The sequence below is a fragment of the Streptomyces sp. CB03234 genome (genome assembly GCF_001905885.1).
Classification (GTDB): Bacteria; Actinomycetota; Actinomycetes; order Streptomycetales; family Streptomycetaceae; genus Streptomyces.
In genome coordinates, this window is sequence record NZ_LIYH01000003.1 from 774,891 (window position 1) to 795,726 (window position 20,836).

Sequence of the window (20,836 nt, forward strand, 5' to 3'; positions counted from 1 at the left end):
TCACAGGGCCCGCTGCGGCCACGCGCCCGTGCGCACCGCGGCGTCACCGAGCTCGGTGGCGGCGTCGATCACAGCCCCGCACAGCACCCGGCTCGGCGCCCCGGGCATCCGGTCGGGCGGTCCGGACACCGCGAGCACCGCCACCACCCGGTGGTCCCGGACCCGTACCGGCACCGCGAAGGCCAGATGCCGAGCGATCGCCGCGTCCGATCCGTACGCCCAGCCCTGCCGGCGCACCAGCGCGAGCTGCGCCGAGGTGAACCGGGCGCCGCGCAGGCCCTCGGTCAGTTCGGCCGGCTCCTCCCAAGCCAGCAGGGCCTGTGCCACCGGCCCCGACTTGACGGAGCGCCGGCTTCCGACGGGGTGGAGTCCGGACACGGCCGCGTCGGCCGAGACCGCCGTACAGATCTGCATGTGGTCCAGACGCCGGTAGAGCCGGGCCTCCAGTGCGGTCAGCTCGTGCAGGTCGTTCAGGGTGGCTGCGGCGAGGCGCCCGAGCGGGTCCCGCTGGGGGTCCGCCGCGATGTTGCCCAGCCGGGCGCCGAGGACGAAGCGCCCGTTCAGGTCGCGGGTGAGCAAGTCGAGCCGTTCCAGCGCGACGGCGATCCGGTGCACGGTCGGCCGGGGCAGCCCGCTGGCCGCGACCATTTCCCCGAGCGTCGCGGGCCCGTCCTCCACGACGCCCAGCAGGGCCGACGCCTTGTCGAGCACCCTCACCCCGCTCAGCTTCGGCCCCGTGCCGACCTGCTGGTACTCCGTCACGCCCGTCCGGTACGTCGCCACGCTCATCGTGCGGACACCAGTTGGGCACGCAGCGCCTCGGGGGAGTCGGCCGGCACCGTCCCGGTCTCCGGCGAGATGCGCCGGATCAGGCCGGCCAGCGTGCGCCCGGGACCCAGCTCCACCAGCCGGCGGCAGCCGAGCGGCCCGGTGAGGGTGCGTACGCTCTCCTCCCAGCGGACCGGGGAGGTCAGCTGGCGGGTGGCGCGCTCGGCCCAGCCCGCCGCGTCGGTGTACGGGACGGCGTCCACATTGGCCACCACCGGCACCTGGGTATCGGCGAACGCGGCCCCTTCCAGGGCGGTCCGCAGCGCCTGTGCGGCCGGCGCCATGTACGGGCTGTGGAACGCGCCGCCGACCTGGAGCTTGAGCATTCTGGCGGCGATGCAGGGGGCCAGCTCGGTCAGTTCGGCGATGCCCTTGGGCGCACCGGACACCACGGTCTGTCCGGGTGCGTTGATGTTGGCCACCCAGACGTCGAGGCCGCCCTCGCGCACCTCCGCGACCAGTGCCTCCACCTGGTCCAGCGGGGCGCCCACCAGGACGCCCATGGTGCCCTCGCGGGCCAGTGCCGCCTCGCGCATGGCCCGGCCCCGGGCCGCCACCAGCGCGGCGGCGGCCTGCACGGTCAGGGCGCCCGCGGCTGTCAGGGCCGCGTACTCGCCCAGGCTGTGCCCGGCGCAGGCGACCACCGGGCCGTCCAGCGCCCCGGTGCGCACCGCCTCGGCGTGCGCGATCACGGCGACGGTGAAGACGGTGAGCTGGGCCAGGTCGGTACGGCGCAGCTGTTCCCCGGGGACGCGCAGCAGCAGTTCGGGCAGGTCCTCGCCGGTCGCGGCGGAGACTTCCGCGGTGAGCTCCCAGGAGGGCGTGTCCTGCCAGGGAGCGCCCATCCCTTCCTTCTGCGTCCCCTGGCCGGGAAAGACCAGACCGATCGGCAGCTGACTCATGGACCCGCCTTCCGCACGTGTTCGTGGTGGACCGGAGGACACGGGGCCCGGAGCGGGTCTCGCGGGCTCCGGGCCTCCATGCACCGACGGCATACGGAAAGGGGGGACCGGCCGCCGGGGAAGGGGCGGCGCCGGCGACGCCGCGCCCCGTTCCTGCGGTCATACAAACCGGGCGGACTGCGGGTTGCAATGAAGGTTTCAGGAAGATGCCACCGCGGCGGCGCCCGGGCCGCAGCCGTCGGAGCCGGGCGGCGGCGGGGGTAGCAGCCCCAGCTCGGCGGCCCGTACCCCCGCCTGGAACCGTGAGTTGGCCCGCAGCAGGGTCATGATCTCGGCGATATAGCGCCGGTAGGTGCGTACCGACACGGTGAGCTGGCGTGCGGCCACCTCGTCGGTGACCCCGGCGCGCAGCGCGGCGAGGATCTGCCGCGCCAGCAGCGCGCGGTCGCGGTCGCCGAAGACGATCCGCTCGCCGGCGGGCACGGCGTTGGTCCACACGCTCTCGAAGAGGGTCATCAGGGTGTGCAGCAGCTCGGGCACCCGGATCAGCGAGGCCTGGCGGCCGCCCGCGGACTCGGCCACGACCAGCGCTTCCCTACCGTCCACGACGAGCGCCTGCAATGGCGGCACCTTGGCGACGCGGATCGCCGTGGGCCGTTCCCGGCCGACCTGTTCGCGTACGTAGTCGTCGTCCAGCATCGAGGGCCGGGTCAGCAGCCGCACGGAGACGCCCTCGGCGGCGTGGTAGATCAAGTCGCGCTCGGGCCGCTCGCCCAGCTCGCTGAAGATCACTTCGCTGCGCTCACCGGGGCTCAGATGCCGGGCGTGAACGATGTCGATCGAGCGGGTCGCGCTTTCGATCAGCCGCTGGGCATGGCCCAGGATTGCCGCGTAGTCGCCACCGATCTGGCTGATCAGGCGCTGCTGGGAGGTATGGCTGCGTTGGATCGCGACCGTGGACTCGATGAGATCGCGCACTTGGAGCAGGGCATGCTCCAGATCGCTCTCCGCTCCAGTGGACACGTGGTGCTCCGCCCCTCATAGGCATGGTTGTTCAATGGGCCGCGCACGGTGCGGCGCGGGCAGGAGGAGCGGGCGGGGGATGCCGGACACCGGGCACCCGCTCCGCCCGGCGCGCTACTCCGAGAGCAGGCCGGACTCGACTGCGCGGACGCCCGCCTGGAAACGGGAGCTGGCATCGAGCTCCCGCATGATCTTGGCGACGTACCGCCGGTACGTGCGCAGGGACACGTTCAGCTCGCGTGCGGCGATCTCATCCGTGTCGCCGGCGCGCAGCCGCTCCAGGATGGCGCGCATCAGTTCGGTGCGCAGCCGGGAGCCGCACCCGGTCGTGTCGTCCCGCCTGCGTCCACGCGACCAGGTGCCGGCGAACAGCAGCTCCAACGCCCGTACCGCCGCCGTGTCGTTGACGACGGCACCTTGTCCGCCTGCCGCCTCCGGCGCCCTGACCAGTGCGGAGACGCCGTCGACCACCAGGGTCTCCTGCAGTTCGCTCTCGGAGACGCGCACTTGCAGGCGCTCGCGTGCGTCGGTGCCCAGCCGGTCGATCACTGGTTCCATGGCCGGGCCGACGGCGCACAGCACGCGCACCGTCGCCCGGTCGGGTATGGCGGGCAGCAGGTCCACCACGGCATCCGCGAAGCCACCGGGGCCGGTGAGCGCGACACCCACCGAGTGCCGTGCCCCGCCCGTCAGGCGCTCCACTGCCTCGCGCAGCCCGTCGTCCGCCATACGTTCCACCGGCGGCTTCACGTCGGCGTGACGGCGGTGCAGGGAGACGCTGGACTCGATCAGCGCCTGCGCCTGGAGCAGCGTCTGCTCCAGGTCCGCGATTCCTCCGTCAGCGCCGGTTCTTCGGGCCTTGCCCACTTCGGCAGTGCCATGTGAACCCATGGCAGCATTCACTTTTACGCCCCCCTATCACCTGTCCAGGTCCTATCCGCGCGCATGGGTGGAACCAGCCACGTTCCACCCCGCGGGTAATCCCCCGATAACCCTGACCTGTGCACTGCATGGCCGGTCTGTCGACTTCGGAGGTCGACACCCGGCCGGATCCGTCTCATGATCCGGCCTCAAGATAGATGGCGTGATCGCAACCGGTCAACAGGCGACTACACATGGCCGGTATCGCACGCCAGACGAAATTGTTACCGCGTGCCCGCACCCGCGCCCGCACTCGCAGCCGCACTTCGTCAGCAAACTGCACTCCGACCGATCAAGCGGAATGAATTACCTCCACATGTGTCACATGGTGCGACATCTGCGCCACGCTCAGCACCCGCACTGTCCGCTTACGGTCAACTACCCACCAAAGAAGGCACGTTCCTGCCTACGATCCCCGCCGTGACGACAGGCCAAGCGACACCCTCACGCAGCACTGGAAACCGCATCCCGCACCCGCTTGCCACATCGGCGGCCCTGGCGTGGTGGTGGCCCGTACCGGCCGGACCGCCGTCGGGGGCAGACCTGACACTCCTCTCGGCGGCGGAAATGGCTCGCGCAGAACGGCTAAAACCGGCCACCACGCTTCGGCGAGTTCGCGGTCTGCCGTGCTACGGTCCGTCACTTCCTGCCCGGCGTCTTCGGGACAGCGACTCCCCTGATCGAGCTGGGCTGCGCCACCTGCCCGGAGTGCGGCGATCCCTTTCACCGGCCACCGGCCCTCCTTTACCCGGAAACCGGTATGCACGTCAGCATTTCTCACGCCACGGGAGTGGGTGTGCCGGCACTCTCGTCGTATCGGGTGGGAATCGACGTGGAACGGACAGGGAAATTCCCGTGAAGAAGGTGGCGGACGCCGCACTTTCACCCGGAGAGCGCGAGACAGTAATGTCGGAGCCCAGCGGCCCGCAGCGCACCCGTGCTTTTCTCCGGTGCTGGGCCCGCAAAAAACCCGTGCTCAAAGCCCTCGGGACCGGCATCATCTCGGATCTCACCACGCTGGAAACCCAGCCGTGGAACAGCGGCCCGCAGAAGTGACCGTGCCTCAACCGCTTCCGAGCCTCCCCGAGCGCCGGCAGGTCACGGACGCCGGCGCGCCGGCGGGCTGGACCGCCGCCGTGGCCGTGCCCGCGGTTCCCCGGGCGCCGTCCGCATCGGCCGTACCGGCAGCACCACTGAGCCGTCGACACGGGCACCACACGGCACGGCCCTGCTCGGCACGGCCAGCTCGGCACGGCCCTGCTCGGCACAGCACCACACGCACCGGTCAGGCACGTGGGCACACAGTTCGACCATTGCCCCCTTCACGGAGGACACAGTGAATCCCCCACACGCACAGAGCATCACCGACCTTCTTCTGCGCGCGGCCCGGCTGCCGGACGACACCACCGGCCTGCGTCATTGCCCGGGCGGCGCCGACCTGCCCGGCCACGACCAGAGTTACGCCCGGCTGCTGGCCGACGCCCGCGGCATGCTGGCCGTCCTGCGTCGCCAGGGGCTGCGCCCGCAGGACAAGGTCGTCCTGATACTGGAGCGCCCGCAGGACTTCCTCACCGCGTTCTGGGCCTCGGTCCTGGGCGGGTTCGTCCCCTGCCCGCTGGCCCCGCTGCGCGGTGACCCCGACCGCTGGGCCGCCCAGCTCGCCCATGTGGACCGGCTGCTGGAGCATCCGCTGGTCGTTACCAGCGCCTCGCTGGCCGCCGAGCTGCCGCGGGAATCCCGGCTGTCGGTGGCCACGTACGAGGAACTGGCCGGCGAGGCGGACACGCGTGCGCGCCTGTACGGGGCGGAGGCCGTACAGGCGCACCACGCGTCGCCCGACGACCCGGCGGTCCTCGTGCTGACCTCGGGGTCCACCGGGAACTCCAAGGCCGTCATCCTCACCCACGGCAACCTGCTCGCCTCGATGCGCGCCAAGAACGGGTACCACCGGCTCACCCCGGCCGACACCACCCTCAACTGGGTGTCGTTCGACCACGTCGCCGCGCTGCTGGAATGCCATCTGCTCCCCCTGTCCGCGGGCAGCCGACAGCTGCACGTCGAGCCTGCCGTGATCCTCGGTGAACCCCTGGAGTTCCTGCGGCTCGTCTCACGGCACCGCGTGACCATGACCTTCACGCCCAATTTCCTCCTCGGCCACCTGAACGCGGCTGCCGAAGGGCTCGCGGAGCGCGGCGAGGAGCTGGACCTGAGCGCACTGCGGCACATCGTCAGCGGCGGCGAGGCGGTCGTCCGTACGACGGGCGAGACATTCCTCGCGCACTACGCGCGGTACGGTCTGGCGCCGGGAGCCCTGTGGCCCGCCTTCGGGATGACCGAGACCTGCGCGGGCAGCGTGTACTCGCGCTCCTTCCCGCACACCGACCGGCGCCAGGAGTTCGCCTCCCTCGGTACCCCGGTCGACGGGCTGCTCCTGCGCGTCACCGGCCCCGGCGACCGGCCACTGGGCCCCGGCGAGGTCGGCGAGCTCCAGCTCAAGGGCCCGGTGATCACCCCGGGCTACTACCGCGACGAGGAGGCCACCCAGGCGGCGTTCACCGCCGACGGCTGGTTCCGCAGCGGCGACCTCGGGCGCCTCGACGAGGGCCGGCTGACCCTGGTGGGCCGCAGCAAGGACAGCGTGATCGTCAACGGGGTGAACTACTTCAGCCACGACATCGAGTGCGAGCTGGAGCGGCTGGCCGGCGTCACGCCCTCCTTCGTGGCCGCCTTCCCCATGCGCTCCCCCGGCAGCGACACCGAACAGCTGGTGATCGCCTTCTGCCCGGAGGACGAGCCGGGATACGGCCCCGCGCTCTACCGGATCCTCGCTTCGATCCGCAGCAGCGTGGTACTGCACTGGGGCTTCCGCCCGGCGCTGATCCTGCCGCTGCCCCGCGAGGCGTTCCCCAAGACCAGCCTGGGCAAGATCCAGCGCGCCCTGATGCGCCACCGGCTGGAGGCCGGCGAGTACGCCGAGACCGTGGAGGCCTGCGAGGACCTGACGCTGCGGATGCTCGGCGGCCATGTCGCGCCCGAGGGCGCCACTGAGAAGGCGCTCGCCCGCATCTACGCGGAGACGCTCGACGTGGACCCGTCCACGGTCAGCGCCACCGTGAGCTTCTTCGACCTGGGCGGCACCTCCCTGGAGGTGCTCCAGTTGCGCGGCCGCGTGACACGCCGGCTCAAGATCCCCGACCTGCCGCTGGCCACCGTGCTGACCTCGCCCACCGTGCGCGGGCTGGCCGCCCGTATCGACGCCCTCCGGGGCGGTCGTCCGACGGAGCCGGAGCCGTACGACCCCGTCGTGCCGATGCAGGAGAGCGGCGCCAAGACCCCGCTGTTCTGCGTCCACCCCGGCGTCGGCGAGGTGCTGGTCTTCGTGAACCTCGCCACGTACTTCGCGGGCGACCGGCCCTTCTACGCGCTGCGCGCCCGCGGCTTCGACCGGGACGAGAAGCCGTTCGTCACCTTCGACCAGATGGTGGACCGCTACGTACAGGCCATCCGGGAACGCCAGCCGCACGGCCCGTACGCGCTGGCCGGATACTCCTTCGGTGCCGCTGTGGCCTTCGAGATCGCCAAGGTGCTGGAGTCGGAGGGCGAACGGGTCGACTTCGTCGGCAGCTTCAACCTCCCGCCGCATATCAAGTACCGGATGCGCGAACTGGACTTCACGGAGACCGCCGTGAACCTGGCCTTCTTCATGGGAATGATCGACAAGCACCAGGCGGACCAGCTGCCCGCCGCCCTCTCCGGCCGGTCCGCCGAGGAGGTGCCGGCCCTGCTGATGGCCTTGGCCCCCGCGGGCCGACTGCGCGAACTCGACGTGGACGAGGGAAAGTTCGCCACGTGGGCGGAAGTCGCCCACCGGCTCACCGACCTCGGCCGGGACTACGACCCGGCCGGCACCGTACGCTCCCTGACCGTCTTCTGCGCGGAGCCGCTGCGCGGTACCCGCGAGGAGTGGCTGGAACAGCGGCTGCGCCGCTGGGACGACCACTCCCGGGAGCCGAACCGGTACGTCGATGTGGCCGGCGAGCACTACACCCTGATGGGGCCGCGCCACGTGGCCGGCTTCCAGGCGGTATTGCGCCGCGAGCTGGACGCGGCGCTCGCCGACGCCGACCGGATGCGCCTGGCCGGCACCACCGCACCCCTGTCGTCCGCGCCCGAGGGAGAGAACGCGTGAAGGGCAAGAAGATCCTGGTCACCGGCGGCACCGGACAGGTCGCCCGCCCGGTCGCGGAAGCGCTCGCCGCCGACAACGAGGTGTGGTGCCTGGGCCGGTTCGGCACCCCCGGCGTGGAGCGTGAACTGAACGACCGCGGCATCACGACCCACCACTGGGACATGGAAGACCCGTCCGGTGACTCGCTCAAGGGCGTGCCGGAGGACTTCACCCATGTCCTTCACTCCGCCGTCCGGCGGGGCGAGGACGGCGACTTCAACGCGACCGTCGACGTCAACGCCACGGCCACCGGCCGCCTGATGCAGCACTGCCGCCTGGCGGAATCGTTCCTGTACGTCTCCACCGGAGCGGTGTACGCGCGCCAGTCCCTGGACCACGCGTACACCGAGACGGACCCCGTGGACGGCGTCGCGGACTGGCTGCCCGCCTACCCGGTCGGCAAGATCGCCACCGAGGGTGTCGTCCGTGCCTTCGCCCGCGTCCTCGGCCTGCCGGCCACCATCGCGCGCCTCAACATCGCCTACGGGCCCGGCGGCTACGGCGGCGTGCCGATGCTCTTCTTCCGGCGGATGCTGGCGGGTGAGCCCATCGCCGTACCCCTCTCGGGCCAGAACTGGATGTCACCCCTGCACACCGACGACCTGGTGGCCCACGTCCCCGCACTCTGGAAGGCCGCGGACGTGCCTGCCGCCCTCGTCAACTGGGGTGGCGACGAAGCCGTCGGCATCAGCGACTGCGCCCGCCTCCTGGAAGAACTGACCGGCGTCCGGGCGAACCTCGTCCCCACCGCCGTCACCCGCGAGACCTACCGGTTCGACCCTGCCCTCCGCAGCGAACTGACCGGTCCCTGCCGGGTCTCCTGGCGCGAGGGCCTGCGCCGGACCCTGGAGGCGCACCATCCCCAGCACGTACGCGACCGGCAGGGAGAGTGAGCACCTGATGAGCATCCAACACGAGCACCAGCACCCGCGGCCCCCGGGCTCCAACGTGGAGGTGATCCAGGCCGCCTACCGGGCCTTCCGGACCCGCGACGTCAACGCCCTGCTGGCCCTCTTCGCCCCGGACGTGCAGTGGGTCCACCCCAGGGGCATGTCGGTACACGGCCTCGGTGGCGTCCGGCACGGTCACGCGGGCGTCCTCGCCTTCCTCTCCCGGGTGCCGTACGTGATCGGCGGCATGCAGCTGGAACCGCGCGAGTACGTGGTGTCGGGCGACCGGGTCGTGGTCTTCGGCACCCGCCAGGTCACATCCCTGCACGGCCACACGGAGCAGCTGGACTTCGTCCACTCCTGGACGTTCCGCGACGGCAAGGCGGTCCGTATGGAAGACATCTTCGACACGGTCCTCTTCCACGAGCTCATAGCCGCCCACCCCGGCCACTCAGGCGCGCCCCCCGAACCCGACCCCGCAACTCTCCCCGCCCCGGCCCCTGCTCCAGCACGGCAAACGGCCGCCTGACCCCTCGGGCCCTGCCCCCGGCCGCCCAGGAGCGGGGGCAGGCCCGAGGAGCGCCGACCTTCCTGCCGCGTCCAGCAGGTGGACCATCCATCGGTCCGTAGAGCAAGGGAGTTGCGTGCCTCTTCGGTTCTGGCGATGAGTGATCCGGGATGAGAAACCCCGGCCGCCGGACGGCTGGGGTTCCTCGAGGCGGTGAGGTCGGTCAACGGTCACCGTGAATCGGGAAGGTCAGCGCTGAAGGGTGAGGACAGCCGGCCGCCACGGCAGTCGGTTGTACTCGCCGCCCGCGGTGGGGGACATGCCCTGGTAGAGGAACTGCAGGTTGCAGGGGTCGATGGTCATGGTCTGGTCGGGGTTGTTGCGGACCAGGTCACCGTGGCTGATGTCGTTGGTCCAGGTGGCACCGCTGTTGGCCTTGCCCGCGAAGGGGTTGCTCTCGGTGACGGCCTGCGGGGTCCACGAGCCGCTCAGGCTGGAGGCCGTGAAGGAGCGGAAGTACCGCCCGTTCGCGCCCATCGCCTCGACGATCATGAGGTACTGGTTCTGGCCCTGAACCTTGTAGACCTGTACGCCCTCGAAGAGGTTGGCCTTCGTGTCGCTCATGATCGTCGTGTACGACGAGCCGAAGTTGCCCGGGAAGTTCCCGATCGGCATGCTCGCCCGGTAGATCTTGCCGTTGTCACCGGCGAAGAACAGGTACATGTTCTGCCCGTCGGCGATCAGGGTCTGGTCGATCGGGCCGGTGTCGGAGTCGGAGATGCTCCCGGTGAACAGCGGCTGCGGAGCGGACCAGCCGTTGGGGTTGGTGGGGTCGCTCGACGTGCGGTAGATGAAGGGCCACGCACCCCACTGGTACGCCAGCACCCAGATGTTCTTGGGCGCGAAGTAGAACAGCGTGGGCGCCACAGCGGCCTGGCTCATGCCGGTCTGGCCGGCCGACCCCATGTCCGACCAGTTCGTGAAGGGACTGAACATCATCGAGCCGTACGAGGATCCCGAGAAGTTGGACGCGTAGACCAGGTGCTTGCCGTTGTGCTTCACGACGGTGAAGTCCTTCACCGAGGCCCACCCGTTCGCCGGCTGCGTCAGCACACCCGTCGACGTCCACCGGTACGTCGAGGGAAGAGAACACGTGCCGTCCGGCGGGGTCGGGGTCCCGGTCAGACCGGTCCACTTCTGGTTGCTGCCGCCGTTGCACGTCCAGAGCTGCACCGCAGTGCCGTTGGCCGTACCGGCGCCCGCAACGTCCAGGCACAGCCCGGACTGCACGCCGACGACCGTGCCGTCGGAGTTCACCCGCCACTGCTGGTTCGCACCGCCGGAACAGGTCCAGATCTGCACCCGGGTGCCGGCCGTGGTGGCGTGGCCCGGAACGTCCAGGCACTTGTTGCCGTACACGGTGAGCTGGTTGTTGTCCGTCAGCGTCCACTGCTGGTTGGTCCCGCCCCAGCAGTCGTAGATCTGCACGTACGTGCCGTTGGTCTGGCTGGCGCCCGGCACATCGAGACACCGGCTGGAACCAACACCGCGCAGGGCGCCGGTGGAAGCCGCCTGAGCCGGGGTGGCGACGAGCATCGCCGCCAACGCGGCCAGCACCGCGACCGCGGCGGCGAGCACCGCAGCCGGATGCCTGCAGCTGAAACTTCCTCTGTGCATGGGGACTTCCTCAACCTTCAGTAGGCGGTTCCGGTCGGCCTCGTCAGAGGGCGTTGGAGCAGGTTGTCGAGGCCATGACATTGACGTGTTCGGGATGCCGAACAATAGTCGACCCATCGAGCAACCCGAATGATAGGGAACCGATGAACGACGTCAACACCTCTCACATGTATCGCTACAGAGGACGAAACATTCGCAGACCCAGCCTGCCGACTCACCTGCGGGCCGCAAACCCCAGCGGGATCCACTGCCTTGCGCGCCGGTCCTCCAGGCTCCGAAAGTTTCGAACCATGAACGGAAACATTTTCTGCGGTGAGTATTGACGTCTCGTCACCAAAACCTCAATCATCCCAGTCTGAGACCCGGCCGCAGCTCGATATTTCGAACCACATCCGCCCTGGGCAACCCGTGCTGCACGGGAGATCCACGCACCGCTCCGGTGACGCGACGCAATCCCTTGCGCTTCAGTCCTTCCGTGATTTCTACTTTGGAGGCACAGTCATGGGCTCGTATGCCCTTCCCAGACCCGTTACCCGCCGGAAGATCCGCGGCCTGCTGTTGGCGCTGCTCGTCGGCGTCCTCGGTGCGGTCGCCGCACTGGTCGCGCCGCCGACCGCACACGCCGCCGAGAGTACGCTCGGTGCCGCAGCGGCGCAGAGCGGCCGCTACTTCGGCACCGCCATCGCCTCGGGCAGGCTGGGCGACTCGGCGTACACGGCGATCGCGAACCGTGAGTTCAACTCGGTGACGGCCGAGAACGAGATGAAGATAGACGCCACCGAACCGCAGCGGGGGCAGTTCAACTTCACCGCCGCCGACCGCGTCTACAACTGGGCGGTGCAGAACGGCAAGCAGGTGCGCGGTCACACCCTGGCCTGGCACTCCCAGCAGCCCGGCTGGATGCAGAGCCTCAGCGGCAGCGCGCTGCGCCAGGCGATGATCGACCACATCAACGGCGTGATGCGCCACTACAAGGGCAAGATCGCCCAGTGGGACGTCGTGAACGAGGCCTTCGCCGACGGCAGTTCGGGAGCCCGGCGCGACTCCAACCTGCAGCGCACCGGCAACGACTGGATCGAGGTCGCCTTCCGCACCGCGCGCGCCGCGGACCCGGCCGCCAAGCTCTGCTACAACGACTACAACGTCGAGAACTGGACCTGGGCCAAGACCCAGGCCATGTACGCCATGGTCCGGGACTTCAAGCAGCGTGGCGTGCCGATCGACTGTGTCGGCTTCCAGGCGCACTTCAACAGCGGCAGCCCCTACCACAGCAACTTCCGCACCACCCTGCAGAACTTCGCCGCCCTCGGCGTCGACGTGGCCATCACCGAACTCGACATCCAGGGCGCCCCGGCCACGACCTACGCCGCCGTGACCAACGACTGCCTGGCCGTCCCGCGCTGCCTCGGCATCACCGTCTGGGGCGTGCGCGACACCGACTCCTGGCGACCGGAGCACACGCCGCTGCTGTTCAACGGCGACGGCAGCAAGAAGCCCGCCTACACCGCCGTCCTCAACGCACTCAACGGCGGCTCCTCCACGCCCCCTTCGGATTCCGGACAGATCAAGGGCGTCGGTTCGGGCCGCTGCCTGGACGTGCCGAACGCCGGCAGCGCCGACGGCACCCAGATCCAGCTGTGGGACTGCCACAGCGGCACCAATCAGCAGTGGACGCACACCGCCGCCGGCGAACTCAGGGTCTACGGCAACAAGTGCCTGGACGCCGCCGGCACCGGCAATGGCACCAGAGTCCAGATTTACAGCTGCTGGGGCGGCGACAACCAGAAATGGCGCCTCAACTCCGACGGATCCATCGTCGGCGTCCAGTCCGGCCTCTGCCTCGACGCCGTCGGAGCCGGCACCGCCAACGGCACCCTGATCCAGCTCTACTCCTGCTCGAACGGCAGCAACCAACGCTGGACCCGCACCTGAGCGGACCTGCCGCAAACAAATGGGTGAATCGACGAAGACCTACGGTGAGGTTTCTCCCACCCCTCCACGATGACATCGCTGGTGGTCCCGGGTCGCCGCCGTGGTGGCGGCGACCCTCGCGATCGGCATGCTCGCCGCGGTGCATCCGGCGCCCGCCGAGGCGGCGACGGTGGACACCAATGCCTGGTACGTCCTGGTCAACCGCAACAGCGGCAAGGCGCTGGACGTCTCTGACGCGTCCACCGCCGACGGCGCGCGGGTCAGCCAGTGGACACGCCACGACGGAGCCAACCAGCAGTGGCAGTTCTTGGACTCCGGGGGCGGCTTCTACCGTCTCAAGGCCCGGCATTCGGACAAGGTTCCCGACGTGGCCGGCGCCTCGACCGCGGACGGTGCCGCGATCCAGCAGTGGGCCGACCACAACGGGGCCAACCAGCAGTTCCGCCTGGCCGACTCCGACGCGGGCCACGTCCGGCTGGTCAGCCGCACCAGCGACAAGGCGCTGGAGGTGCAGGGCGCCTCCACCACCGACGGCGGCAACGTCGTCCAGCGTGCCCGCCGACGCGCTCGCGCGTATCCCCCACGAGCTGGCCTCGTCGAAGCAGCCCCGTTCGGCTGCGCGGGCGTGACCGCCTTCAACGCCGTACGCAAGGCCGGTACCGGCTGTTGACCGACCGGGGAGTCTGCCCGCGGCAAGCCTGTAGACGGCGGCGGCCTCCGCGACTTGATCATGCAGCGTGCGACCGTGCCGGAGAAGGCAGACCCCCGAAAATAGCGTGCAGCACCGGGCGCCTTGTCAGGAGGCGCCGGTACTGACTCCCCCGTCGTGACGATCCATCAGAACGAGCGTCAACTGAGCGTCGGCGCGGTCGGCCATCCTCCTCGTCGACAGTTGGAGGAGACCCGCACCGCCATCCCGGGCAGCCTCTGGAAGACCAGGTCAGGCAGCACGCGCGGACATACGACACGCTTCACGTCGTGCATTCGCAGAAACAGGTCGAGCGCACGCGGCTATGCCCGAGCAACCCAGGAAAACCGCAGGTCAGGCGCCCTTCGCGGCCGGTTCGAGGATGGCGACGCACTCCACGTGGTGCGTCATCGGGAACAGGTCGAACGCCCGCAGCGTCCGCACCCGGTAGCCCGCGTCGCGGAAGTAGGCCAGGTCGCGGGCCAGGGCGGCCGGGTCGCAGGCGACGTAGGCGATGCGGCGGGCGCCCAGACTCGCGAGATGCTTGACCGTCTGCTTGCCGGCGCCCGCGCGGGGCGGGTCGAGGACGATCAGGTCGACCTCGGTGATGCCCGTGCGCGGCAGGGCCTGCTCGACCTTGCCCTGCTCGATGCGGACGCGCTCGAAGTGCTGGAGGTTGTGGCGGGCGTCCTCCACCGCGCGCTTGCCCGACTCGATGCCGAGGACCGCGCCCTTGTCGCCCACCCGGTCGGCGAGGGCGCCCGCGAAGAGGCCCACGCCGCAGTAGAGGTCCAGGGCCGAGTCGCCCTTGCGGGGCAGCAGGCCCTGCATGACGGCGCGGACCAGGGTGTCGGCGGCCTTCGGGTGGACCTGCCAGAAGCCGCCGTTGCCGACGCGGTACGTGCGGTCGTCGGCGCGTTCGCGCACGAAGGGGCGGCCGTGGACGCGGTGCACTCCCCCGTCCTCGGCGACCCGGAGGACCGAGACCGGCTTGTCGAGCTCCACCAGGGGGAGGCGGGCGCCGGGGCGGGGGTTCAGGACGACCTGGCGGTCCTGCGAGCCGGTCGCGGCGATGGCGTCGACCGATGCCATTCCGGACCAGTCACGCTTCTCGATGCCCAGCTCGGTGACGCCCGGCGCCGCGATCAGGCAGCGGTCGATGGGCTGGACGTCGTGGGAGCGGTGCTTGCGCAGGCCCGCGTGACCCGAGGCGTCCACCGCGTACTGCACCCGCGTGCGCCACGCCGGCACCTCGCCCGCCGGGACCTTGTCGCCCTCGGCCGGCATGACCGTGCCGTCCCAGCCGGCCTCCTCGGGCGTCAGGCCGGCCAGCCGCTTCAGCTGCTCGGCGACGACCTCGCCCTTGAGGCGGCGCTGGGCGCCCGGCTTGGCGTGCTGCCAGTCGCAGCCGCCGCACTTGCCGGGTCCGGCGTACGGGCAGGGCGCCTCGACCCGGTCCTTGGAGGCCTCCAGGACGCGGACGGCGTCGGCGCGCAGGAAGCGGGAGTCCTCGGACCCCTCCGTGACGCGGACGACGACCTTCTCGCCGGGCAGCGCGTGCCGGACGAACAGCACGCGGCCCTCGTCGGTACGGGCGATGCAGTGCCCGCCATGCGCGACGGGGCCGACTTCGACCTCGTACTCGTCCCCGACGAGGGAGGACTCGGGTGCGTTCGGCATGAAGGGGTGACTCCAGGGGTGAGACGAGGGCTGCCAGGCGGCAGCCCACCAGTCTACGTGCTCTTGGAGGTCGGCTCCTTCGGCCGTTCCACGGCCGGGCCGCGGCGCACCGAACCGGGCGCGTTCCACTCCTGGCGCTTCTTCTCCCGCTTCTTCGCCAGCTCGGAGGACTGGAGCTGGTACGGGACGGAGGTCACCATCACGCCCGGGGTGAACAGCAGCCGCCCCTTGAGGCGCAGCGCGCTCTGGTTGTGCAGCAGGTGCTCGTACCAGTGACCCACCACGTACTCGGGGATGATCACGCTGACCGCGTCGCGCGGGCTCTCGCGGCGGATGCCCTTGACGTACTCGACGACCGGCCGGGTGATCTCGCGGTACGGGGAGTCGAGGATCTTCAGCGGTACGTTGATGCCGCGCCGCTCCCACTCCGCCTTGAGTGCCTTGGTCTCGGCCGGGTCGACGTTGATGCTGAGCGCCTCCAGCTTGTCGGATCGCATGAGCTGGGCGTACGCGACGGCCCGCAGCGTGGGGCGGTGGAGCTTGGAGACCAGGACGATGGAGTGGACGCGGGAGGGGCGGACGGTGTCGTCCGTCGGGCCCTCGGGAGCGGCGATCTCCTCCGCGACCCGGTCGTAGTGCTTACGGATCGCGCTCATCGTCCCGTAGAAGATGACCATGCCGAGCAGGGCGACCCAGGCGCCGTGCGTGAACTTGGTCGCGAGCACGACGACCAGCACCAGACCGGTGAAGAAGGCGCCGAAGGTGTTGATCGCGCGGGAGCGGATCATGCGGCGGCGGACGGCGGGGTCGCGCTCGGTCTTCAGGTGGCGGTTCCAGTGCCGCACCATGCCGGTCTGGCTGAGCGTGAAGGAGACGAAGACGCCGACGATGTAGAGCTGGATCAGCTTGGTGGAGTCCGCCCCGTACATCCACACCAGCAGCATGGCGGCGCCGGCGAGCAGCACGATGCCGTTGGAGAACGCGAGCCGGTCGCCGCGCGTGTGCAGCTGGCGCGGCAGGTAGCGGTCCTGGGCGAGGATCGAGCCGAGGAGCGGGAAGCCGTTGTACGCGGTGTTCGCGGCGAGGAACAGCACGAGCGCCGTGGCCGCGGCGAGCAGGACGAAGAAGAACGTGCCGTCACCGAAGACGGCGGCCGCGACCTGGGAGATCACCGGGTTCTGTACGTAGCCCTCGCCGACCGGGACGCCGTCGCGGATCAGGTCGTGGGCGGGCTGCTCCGCCATCTTCACGTCGGTGGCCATGGCGAGGCCGATGATGCCGCAGAACATGGTGACGGCCAGGCCGCCCATCAGGGCGAGGGTGGTGGCGGCGTTCCTGCTCTTGGGCTTGCGGAAGGCGGGTACGCCGTTGCTGATCGCCTCGACGCCGGTGAGCGCGGCACACCCGGAGGAGAAGGCGCGCAGCAGCAGGAAGACGAGCGCGAAACCGGCGAGTCCTTGATGCTCGGCCCGGATCTCGAAGTCGGCGGTGGGGGCCCTCATGGTGTCCCCGAGGACGATTCCCTTGAACGCGCCCCACGCAATCATGATGAAGACGCCGGCGACGAAGACGTACGTGGGAATCGCGAAGAGCTTCCCCGATTCCTTCACGCCCCGGAGGTTCATGAGGGTGAGGAGAAGGATTATCGCTATGGCGGAGAAGACCTTGTGCTCGACGACGAAGGGAATGGCCGAGCCGAGGTTCTCCACTCCGGAGGAGATGGAAACGGCCACGGTGAGCACGTAGTCGACGAGGAGCGCGCTGGCGACGGTCAGGCCGGCCTTCGGGCCGAGGTTGGTGTTGGCGACCTCGTAGTCCCCGCCGCCGCTGGGGTAGGCGTGGACGTTCTGCCGGTACGAGGCGACGACCGTGAACATCAGGACCACGACGGCGGCCGCGATCCACGGGCTGAAGTGGTACGCCGACACACCCGCGATGGAGAGGACCAGCAGGACTTCTCCCGGCGCGTACGCCACCGAGGAAAGCGGGTCGGAGGCGAAGACGGGGAGCGCGATGCGTTTGGGGAGAAGGGTCTCTCCCAGCCTGTCGCTGCGCAGCGCCCGGCCGATCAGGATCCGTTTGGGCACGTCGGTCAGTTTGGACACGCAGAGGATCGTAAGCGCTGGAAATAGGACCCGCCCACCCACCACCCCTCCTCGCGCCGGAAACTTGCGTTCCCTTAACGCGGGCGGCACAGAAAGCTGTGATACGTGCCACCGTCCCGTCGGTTCCGGCGGCAACCGCGCGGAAGGCGGCGGCGTCCTTACGAAGGGTTCCGTCTCGGTGAGTGGCCGAAAGCTGCCGGGACCCGAGCGGCCACCGGGGCGGGGAACAGGAGAAACGCGTCGGCCGCAGCCGATGAGGGCAACAGCGCGGTGGCGGCATAAGCTCGTCATCAGGCAACACCGCACGCAGGCTGAGAGAGAAGAGTGAGCAGGGTGTTTTCGCAGGTCAGCAAGATGACCAGGAGTGCGGGGTAAGCGGACGTGCACATCGTCATCATGGGCTGCGGGCGAGTGGGAGCCGCACTCGCGCAGACCCTGGAACAGCAGGGGCACACGGTCGCCGTCGTCGACCAGGACCCGACGGCCTTCCGGCGCCTGGGCTCCGGCTTCGGCGGGCGGCGCGTCACCGGTGTCGGGTTCGACCAGGACACCCTGCGTGAGGCGGGGATCGAGGAGGCCGGGGCGTTCGCCGCGGTGAGCAGCGGGGACAACTCCAACATCATCGCGGCGCGGGTCGCCCGCGAGATGTTCGGCATCGAGAACGTCGCCGCCCGGATCTACGACCCCCGGCGCGCCGAGGTGTACCAGCGCCTGGGCATCCCGACGGTCGCCACCGTGCGCTGGACCGCCGACCAGATGCTGCGGCGGCTGCTGCCGTCCGGCGCCGAGCCGCTGTGGCGCGACCCGAGCGGCGGAGTGCAGCTCGCGGAGGTCCACACGTCCCCGTCGTGGATCGGGCACAAGGTGAGCCGGCTCCAGGAGGAGACGGGCGTACGCGTCGCCTTCCTCACCCGGTTGGGCGAGGCGGTCCTGCCGACGTCGCAGACGGTGCTGCAGGAGGGCGACCTGGTGCACGTGATGATGCGGACGGACGAGATCGAGAAGGTCGAGGCGGCGTTCGCCGAAGGCCCTGAGGAGGGCGGTCACTGATGCGGGTCGCTATTGCGGGCGCCGGCGCGGTGGGCCGTTCCATCGCGGGTGAGCTGCTGGAGAACGGGCACGAGGTGCTCCTCATCGACAAGGCGCCGACCGCGATCTCGGTGGAGCGGGTGCCGCAGGCGGAGTGGCTGCTGGCGGACGCGTGCGAGATCACCTCGCTGGACGAGGCGGCGCTGCAGCGCTGCAACGTCGTCATCGCGGCGACCGGCGACGACAAGGTGAACCTGGTCGTCTCGCTGCTCGCGAAGACCGAGTACGGGGTGCCCCGGGTGGTCGCCCGGGTGAACAACCCGAAGAACGAGTGGCTGTTCAACGAGGCGTGGGGCGTCGACGTCGCGGTCTCCACGCCGCGCCTGATGTCGGCGCTGGTCGAGGAGGCGGTGAGCGTCGGCGACCTGGTCCGGCTGCTGCGCTTCAGCCACGGCGACGCGAACCTCGTGGAGCTGACGCTCCCGCCGGAGTCGGCGATGGCCGGTACGTCGGTGGGCGACGTGGCCTGGCCGCAGGACACCTCGCTGGTGACGATCATCCGCGGCTCGCGCGTGCTCACGCCCGGCCCGGAGGAGACCCTGGAGGCGGGCGACGAGCTGCTCTTCGTCGCGGCCCAGGCCCGCGAGGAACAGCTGGAGGACCTGCTCTCGGTCCGCCGCGACGACGCCGCCGCCGGCTGAGCCGGCCGCTGCCCCGGGTACGCCGGGTACGACGAGGGGCTCGGGACCATCGCGTGGTCCCGAGCCCCTCGTCGTACGCCCCGCTGCGGGCGGGGGTACGGGATCGGCAGGCTGCTCTTGCAGAGGTACGCAGGCGAGGCGGCCACCCGGGCGGGGCGGATTGCGCGGACGGCCGGGCGGATTGTGCGGGCCCACCCGCCAAGCGGCTCGGCACGCCTGGCTGCGGCGCGGCGCGCTGCGGCGCGGCGGGCTGCGGCGCGGCGGGCTGCGGCGCGGCGGGCTGCGGCGCGGCGGATCGGGTCGGGTGCCGCGCGGTGCATTCCTCCGGTGCTGGACGCGCCCGAGTGCACGCGTCGGGCGCGGCCGTGCTGCGTGGCGCACCGGTGAGCGGCCGAGCCGCAGCCCCGCCGGGCTGCGCGGCGCCTCCCGGCGGGCGGATCGGGCTACCGGGCCCACCGGAGAGGCGGGACGCCCGGGGGCGGGCCCGACGCGGCGTCCCGCCGGGCGGGGGTGGCGTAAGGGGCTGTGCCCCGGGCCTCCGCTGAGGCGTCAGGCTTCGCCGTGGTGAGGGTGGGGCTGGGCGGCCTGGGAGGCGGCGGCCTTGCGTTCCTTCTCGGCGCGCTCCTCCGCCTCCATCTCCGCGAACACGTCGATCGGCGGCGGCGCCTTCGCCAGGAACACCCACGTCAGGTACACCGCGAGCAGGAACGGCGGGATCTTCAGGGTGACCAGCACCCAGCCGAGCTGGGTGGTGTCCGCCCACCAGTACAGCGGGAAGAGGATCGCGCACTTGGCGAGCAGGATCAGGCCCCACGCCCAGCTCGCCTTGGCGTACGCCTTCTTGCGGCCGGGGTTGCGGGTGCGCCAGGAGAGGTTCTCCTTGAAGACCGGGCCCAGGATCAGGCCGATCAGCGGGACGCCCGCGAGCGTGGTGGCGATGTAGGCGACGCCCAGGCCCAGCGTGTAGAGCATGCCCGGCAGGTAGAAGTCCTTGGCGTTGCCGGTCATCATCGCGAAGACCACGCCGAAGGCGACCCCGAAGACGCCGCTGAAGGCGTGCTTCATGGTGTCGCGGCGGATCAGGCGGACCGCGACCATCAGCAGGGACACGCCCAGCGCCGCGATGGCCGACAGGTGCAGGTCCTTGTTGATCGTGTAGATCGTGACGAAGAGCAGGCCGGGGAGGACTGTCTCCACCATGCCGCGCACTCCGCCGAAGGCGTCGAACAGGGCCGCTTCCGTCACGGCCTTCGCATCATGGGCGCCCTGGGGGGCGGCGTCCTGGTCGGTGGTGGTCGGCTTGTCGAGTGACGTCACCGGCTACTCCTGTCCGAGCGGTCGGAGTTCGTATTTGGGATTGAAGAGGACCCTGCGGCCGTGGCTCATGGAGATCCGGCCGGAGGCGATGAGCTTGCGGCCCGGCTCTATGCCCACGATGGAGCGCCGGCCCAGCCACACCACGTCCAGCGGGGCCGTCCCGTCGAAGAGCTCCGCCTCCAGCGCGGGCACGCCGGCCCGTGGGCGCAGGGTGACCGTCCGCAAGGTACCAGTCACCTTGACTATCTGCCGGTCGTCGCAGTCCGAGATCCGGATGCACCCCGAAGCCTGCGTGTCCTCCCGCAGCTCCTCCGACTCGAGATCCCCCTGGGAGCTGGACAGCCGGTCGAGCATCCGGCGGAAGCGGCCGGTCTGCTTCTCGGTTCGTGGTGCAGCACTCATACAGA

The 20,836-nt window shown here is 70.4% G+C and carries 16 protein-coding genes and 1 pseudogene; 8 read left to right on the forward strand and 9 right to left on the reverse strand.

The window, feature by feature from the left end; all coding sequences use genetic code 11:
- The 4 genes from AMK26_RS16430 to AMK26_RS16445 all read right to left on the reverse strand — a co-directional run bounded on the left by AMK26_RS16430 (position 1) and on the right by AMK26_RS16445 (position 3,644).
- Positions 1-789 (reverse strand): IclR family transcriptional regulator, encoded by a 789-nt coding sequence (locus tag AMK26_RS16430; RefSeq protein WP_079277623.1) that lies wholly within the window; start codon positions 787-789, stop codon positions 1-3.
- Positions 786-1,730 carry an ACP S-malonyltransferase gene (locus AMK26_RS16435; RefSeq protein ID WP_073755368.1) on the reverse strand — a complete coding sequence of 315 codons (945 nt, stop codon included), beginning with the start codon at positions 1,728-1,730 and terminating at the stop codon, positions 786-788. The genes AMK26_RS16430 and AMK26_RS16435 overlap by 4 nt, the downstream gene beginning before the upstream one ends.
- Before the next feature lie 198 nt (positions 1,731-1,928).
- Positions 1,929-2,753: a TrmB family transcriptional regulator sugar-binding domain-containing protein gene (locus AMK26_RS16440; RefSeq protein ID WP_073755369.1), complete on the reverse strand. Its 825-nt coding sequence runs from the start codon at positions 2,751-2,753 to the stop codon at positions 1,929-1,931.
- 114 nt (positions 2,754-2,867) lie between these two features.
- Complete coding sequence (locus AMK26_RS16445; RefSeq protein WP_241837928.1) at positions 2,868-3,644, reverse strand: helix-turn-helix transcriptional regulator; 777 nt, start codon at positions 3,642-3,644, stop codon at positions 2,868-2,870.
- Between the two features lie 885 nt (positions 3,645-4,529).
- Between AMK26_RS16445 and AMK26_RS37000 the strand changes: the two genes are divergently transcribed.
- The 4 genes from AMK26_RS37000 (at position 4,530) to AMK26_RS16465 (ending at position 9,321) form a co-directional block, all read left to right on the forward strand.
- Positions 4,530-4,730 carry a 4'-phosphopantetheinyl transferase superfamily protein gene (locus AMK26_RS37000; protein WP_073755371.1) on the forward strand — a complete coding sequence of 67 codons (201 nt, stop codon included), beginning with the start codon at positions 4,530-4,532 and terminating at the stop codon, positions 4,728-4,730.
- Positions 4,731-5,010: 280 nt separating this feature from the next.
- On the forward strand, positions 5,011-7,863 hold the full coding sequence (locus tag AMK26_RS16455; protein ID WP_241837929.1) for a non-ribosomal peptide synthetase: 2,853 nt from the start codon (positions 5,011-5,013) through the stop codon (positions 7,861-7,863).
- Entirely contained in the window at positions 7,860-8,795 is a 936-nt protein-coding gene (locus AMK26_RS16460) for an NAD-dependent epimerase/dehydratase family protein (RefSeq protein ID WP_073755372.1), read from the forward strand. The genes AMK26_RS16455 and AMK26_RS16460 overlap by 4 nt, the downstream gene beginning before the upstream one ends.
- A 7-nt stretch (positions 8,796-8,802) precedes the next feature.
- Positions 8,803-9,321 (forward strand): nuclear transport factor 2 family protein, encoded by a 519-nt coding sequence (locus AMK26_RS16465; RefSeq protein ID WP_073755373.1) that lies wholly within the window; start codon positions 8,803-8,805, stop codon positions 9,319-9,321.
- A gap of 228 nt (positions 9,322-9,549) precedes the next feature.
- On the opposite strand, the gene AMK26_RS16470 is transcribed toward AMK26_RS16465, so the two are convergent.
- Positions 9,550-10,977, reverse strand: a complete 1,428-nt coding sequence (locus AMK26_RS16470) for a non-reducing end alpha-L-arabinofuranosidase family hydrolase (protein ID WP_073755374.1) — start codon at positions 10,975-10,977, stop codon at positions 9,550-9,552.
- A gap of 501 nt (positions 10,978-11,478) precedes the next feature.
- On the opposite strand from AMK26_RS16470, the gene AMK26_RS16475 reads away from it, so the two are divergent.
- Both AMK26_RS16475 and AMK26_RS16480 read left to right on the forward strand, forming a co-directional pair.
- A complete protein-coding gene (locus AMK26_RS16475; RefSeq protein WP_073755375.1) occupies positions 11,479-12,909 on the forward strand; it encodes an endo-1,4-beta-xylanase in 1,431 nt (476 codons plus the stop codon).
- 100 nt (positions 12,910-13,009) lie between these two features.
- A pseudogene (locus AMK26_RS16480) lies at positions 13,010-13,459 on the forward strand (RICIN domain-containing protein); the annotation flags it as partial.
- Positions 13,460-13,951: 492 nt separating this feature from the next.
- Here the strand turns inward: AMK26_RS16480 and AMK26_RS16485 are convergent.
- On the reverse strand, positions 13,952-15,277 hold the full coding sequence (locus AMK26_RS16485; protein ID WP_073755376.1) for a class I SAM-dependent RNA methyltransferase: 1,326 nt from the start codon (positions 15,275-15,277) through the stop codon (positions 13,952-13,954).
- Between the two features lie 53 nt (positions 15,278-15,330).
- Positions 15,331-17,382, reverse strand: coding sequence for an APC family permease (locus tag AMK26_RS16490; protein WP_073755377.1), 2,052 nt, complete (start codon positions 17,380-17,382; stop codon positions 15,331-15,333).
- Between the two features lie 381 nt (positions 17,383-17,763).
- Between AMK26_RS16490 and AMK26_RS16495 the strand changes: the two genes are divergently transcribed.
- Together AMK26_RS16495 and AMK26_RS16500 are read left to right on the forward strand one after the other, a co-directional pair.
- Positions 17,764-18,432, forward strand: a complete 669-nt coding sequence (locus AMK26_RS16495) for a potassium channel family protein (protein ID WP_064071475.1) — start codon at positions 17,764-17,766, stop codon at positions 18,430-18,432.
- Complete coding sequence (locus AMK26_RS16500) at positions 18,432-19,112, forward strand: potassium channel family protein (RefSeq protein WP_073755378.1); 681 nt, start codon at positions 18,432-18,434, stop codon at positions 19,110-19,112. Before AMK26_RS16495 ends, AMK26_RS16500 begins: the two co-directional genes overlap by 1 nt.
- A 549-nt stretch (positions 19,113-19,661) precedes the next feature.
- Here AMK26_RS16500 and AMK26_RS16505 read toward each other — a convergent pair.
- Both AMK26_RS16505 and AMK26_RS16510 read right to left on the reverse strand, forming a co-directional pair.
- Entirely contained in the window at positions 19,662-20,429 is a 768-nt protein-coding gene (locus AMK26_RS16505) for a DUF3159 domain-containing protein (RefSeq protein WP_073755379.1), read from the reverse strand.
- Positions 20,430-20,432: 3 nt separating this feature from the next.
- The gene (locus AMK26_RS16510) at positions 20,433-20,831 is read right to left on the reverse strand and encodes an OB-fold nucleic acid binding domain-containing protein (RefSeq protein WP_073755380.1); all 399 of its coding nucleotides are present in this window, start codon (positions 20,829-20,831) and stop codon (positions 20,433-20,435) included.
- Positions 20,832-20,836: the final 5 nt, after the last annotated feature.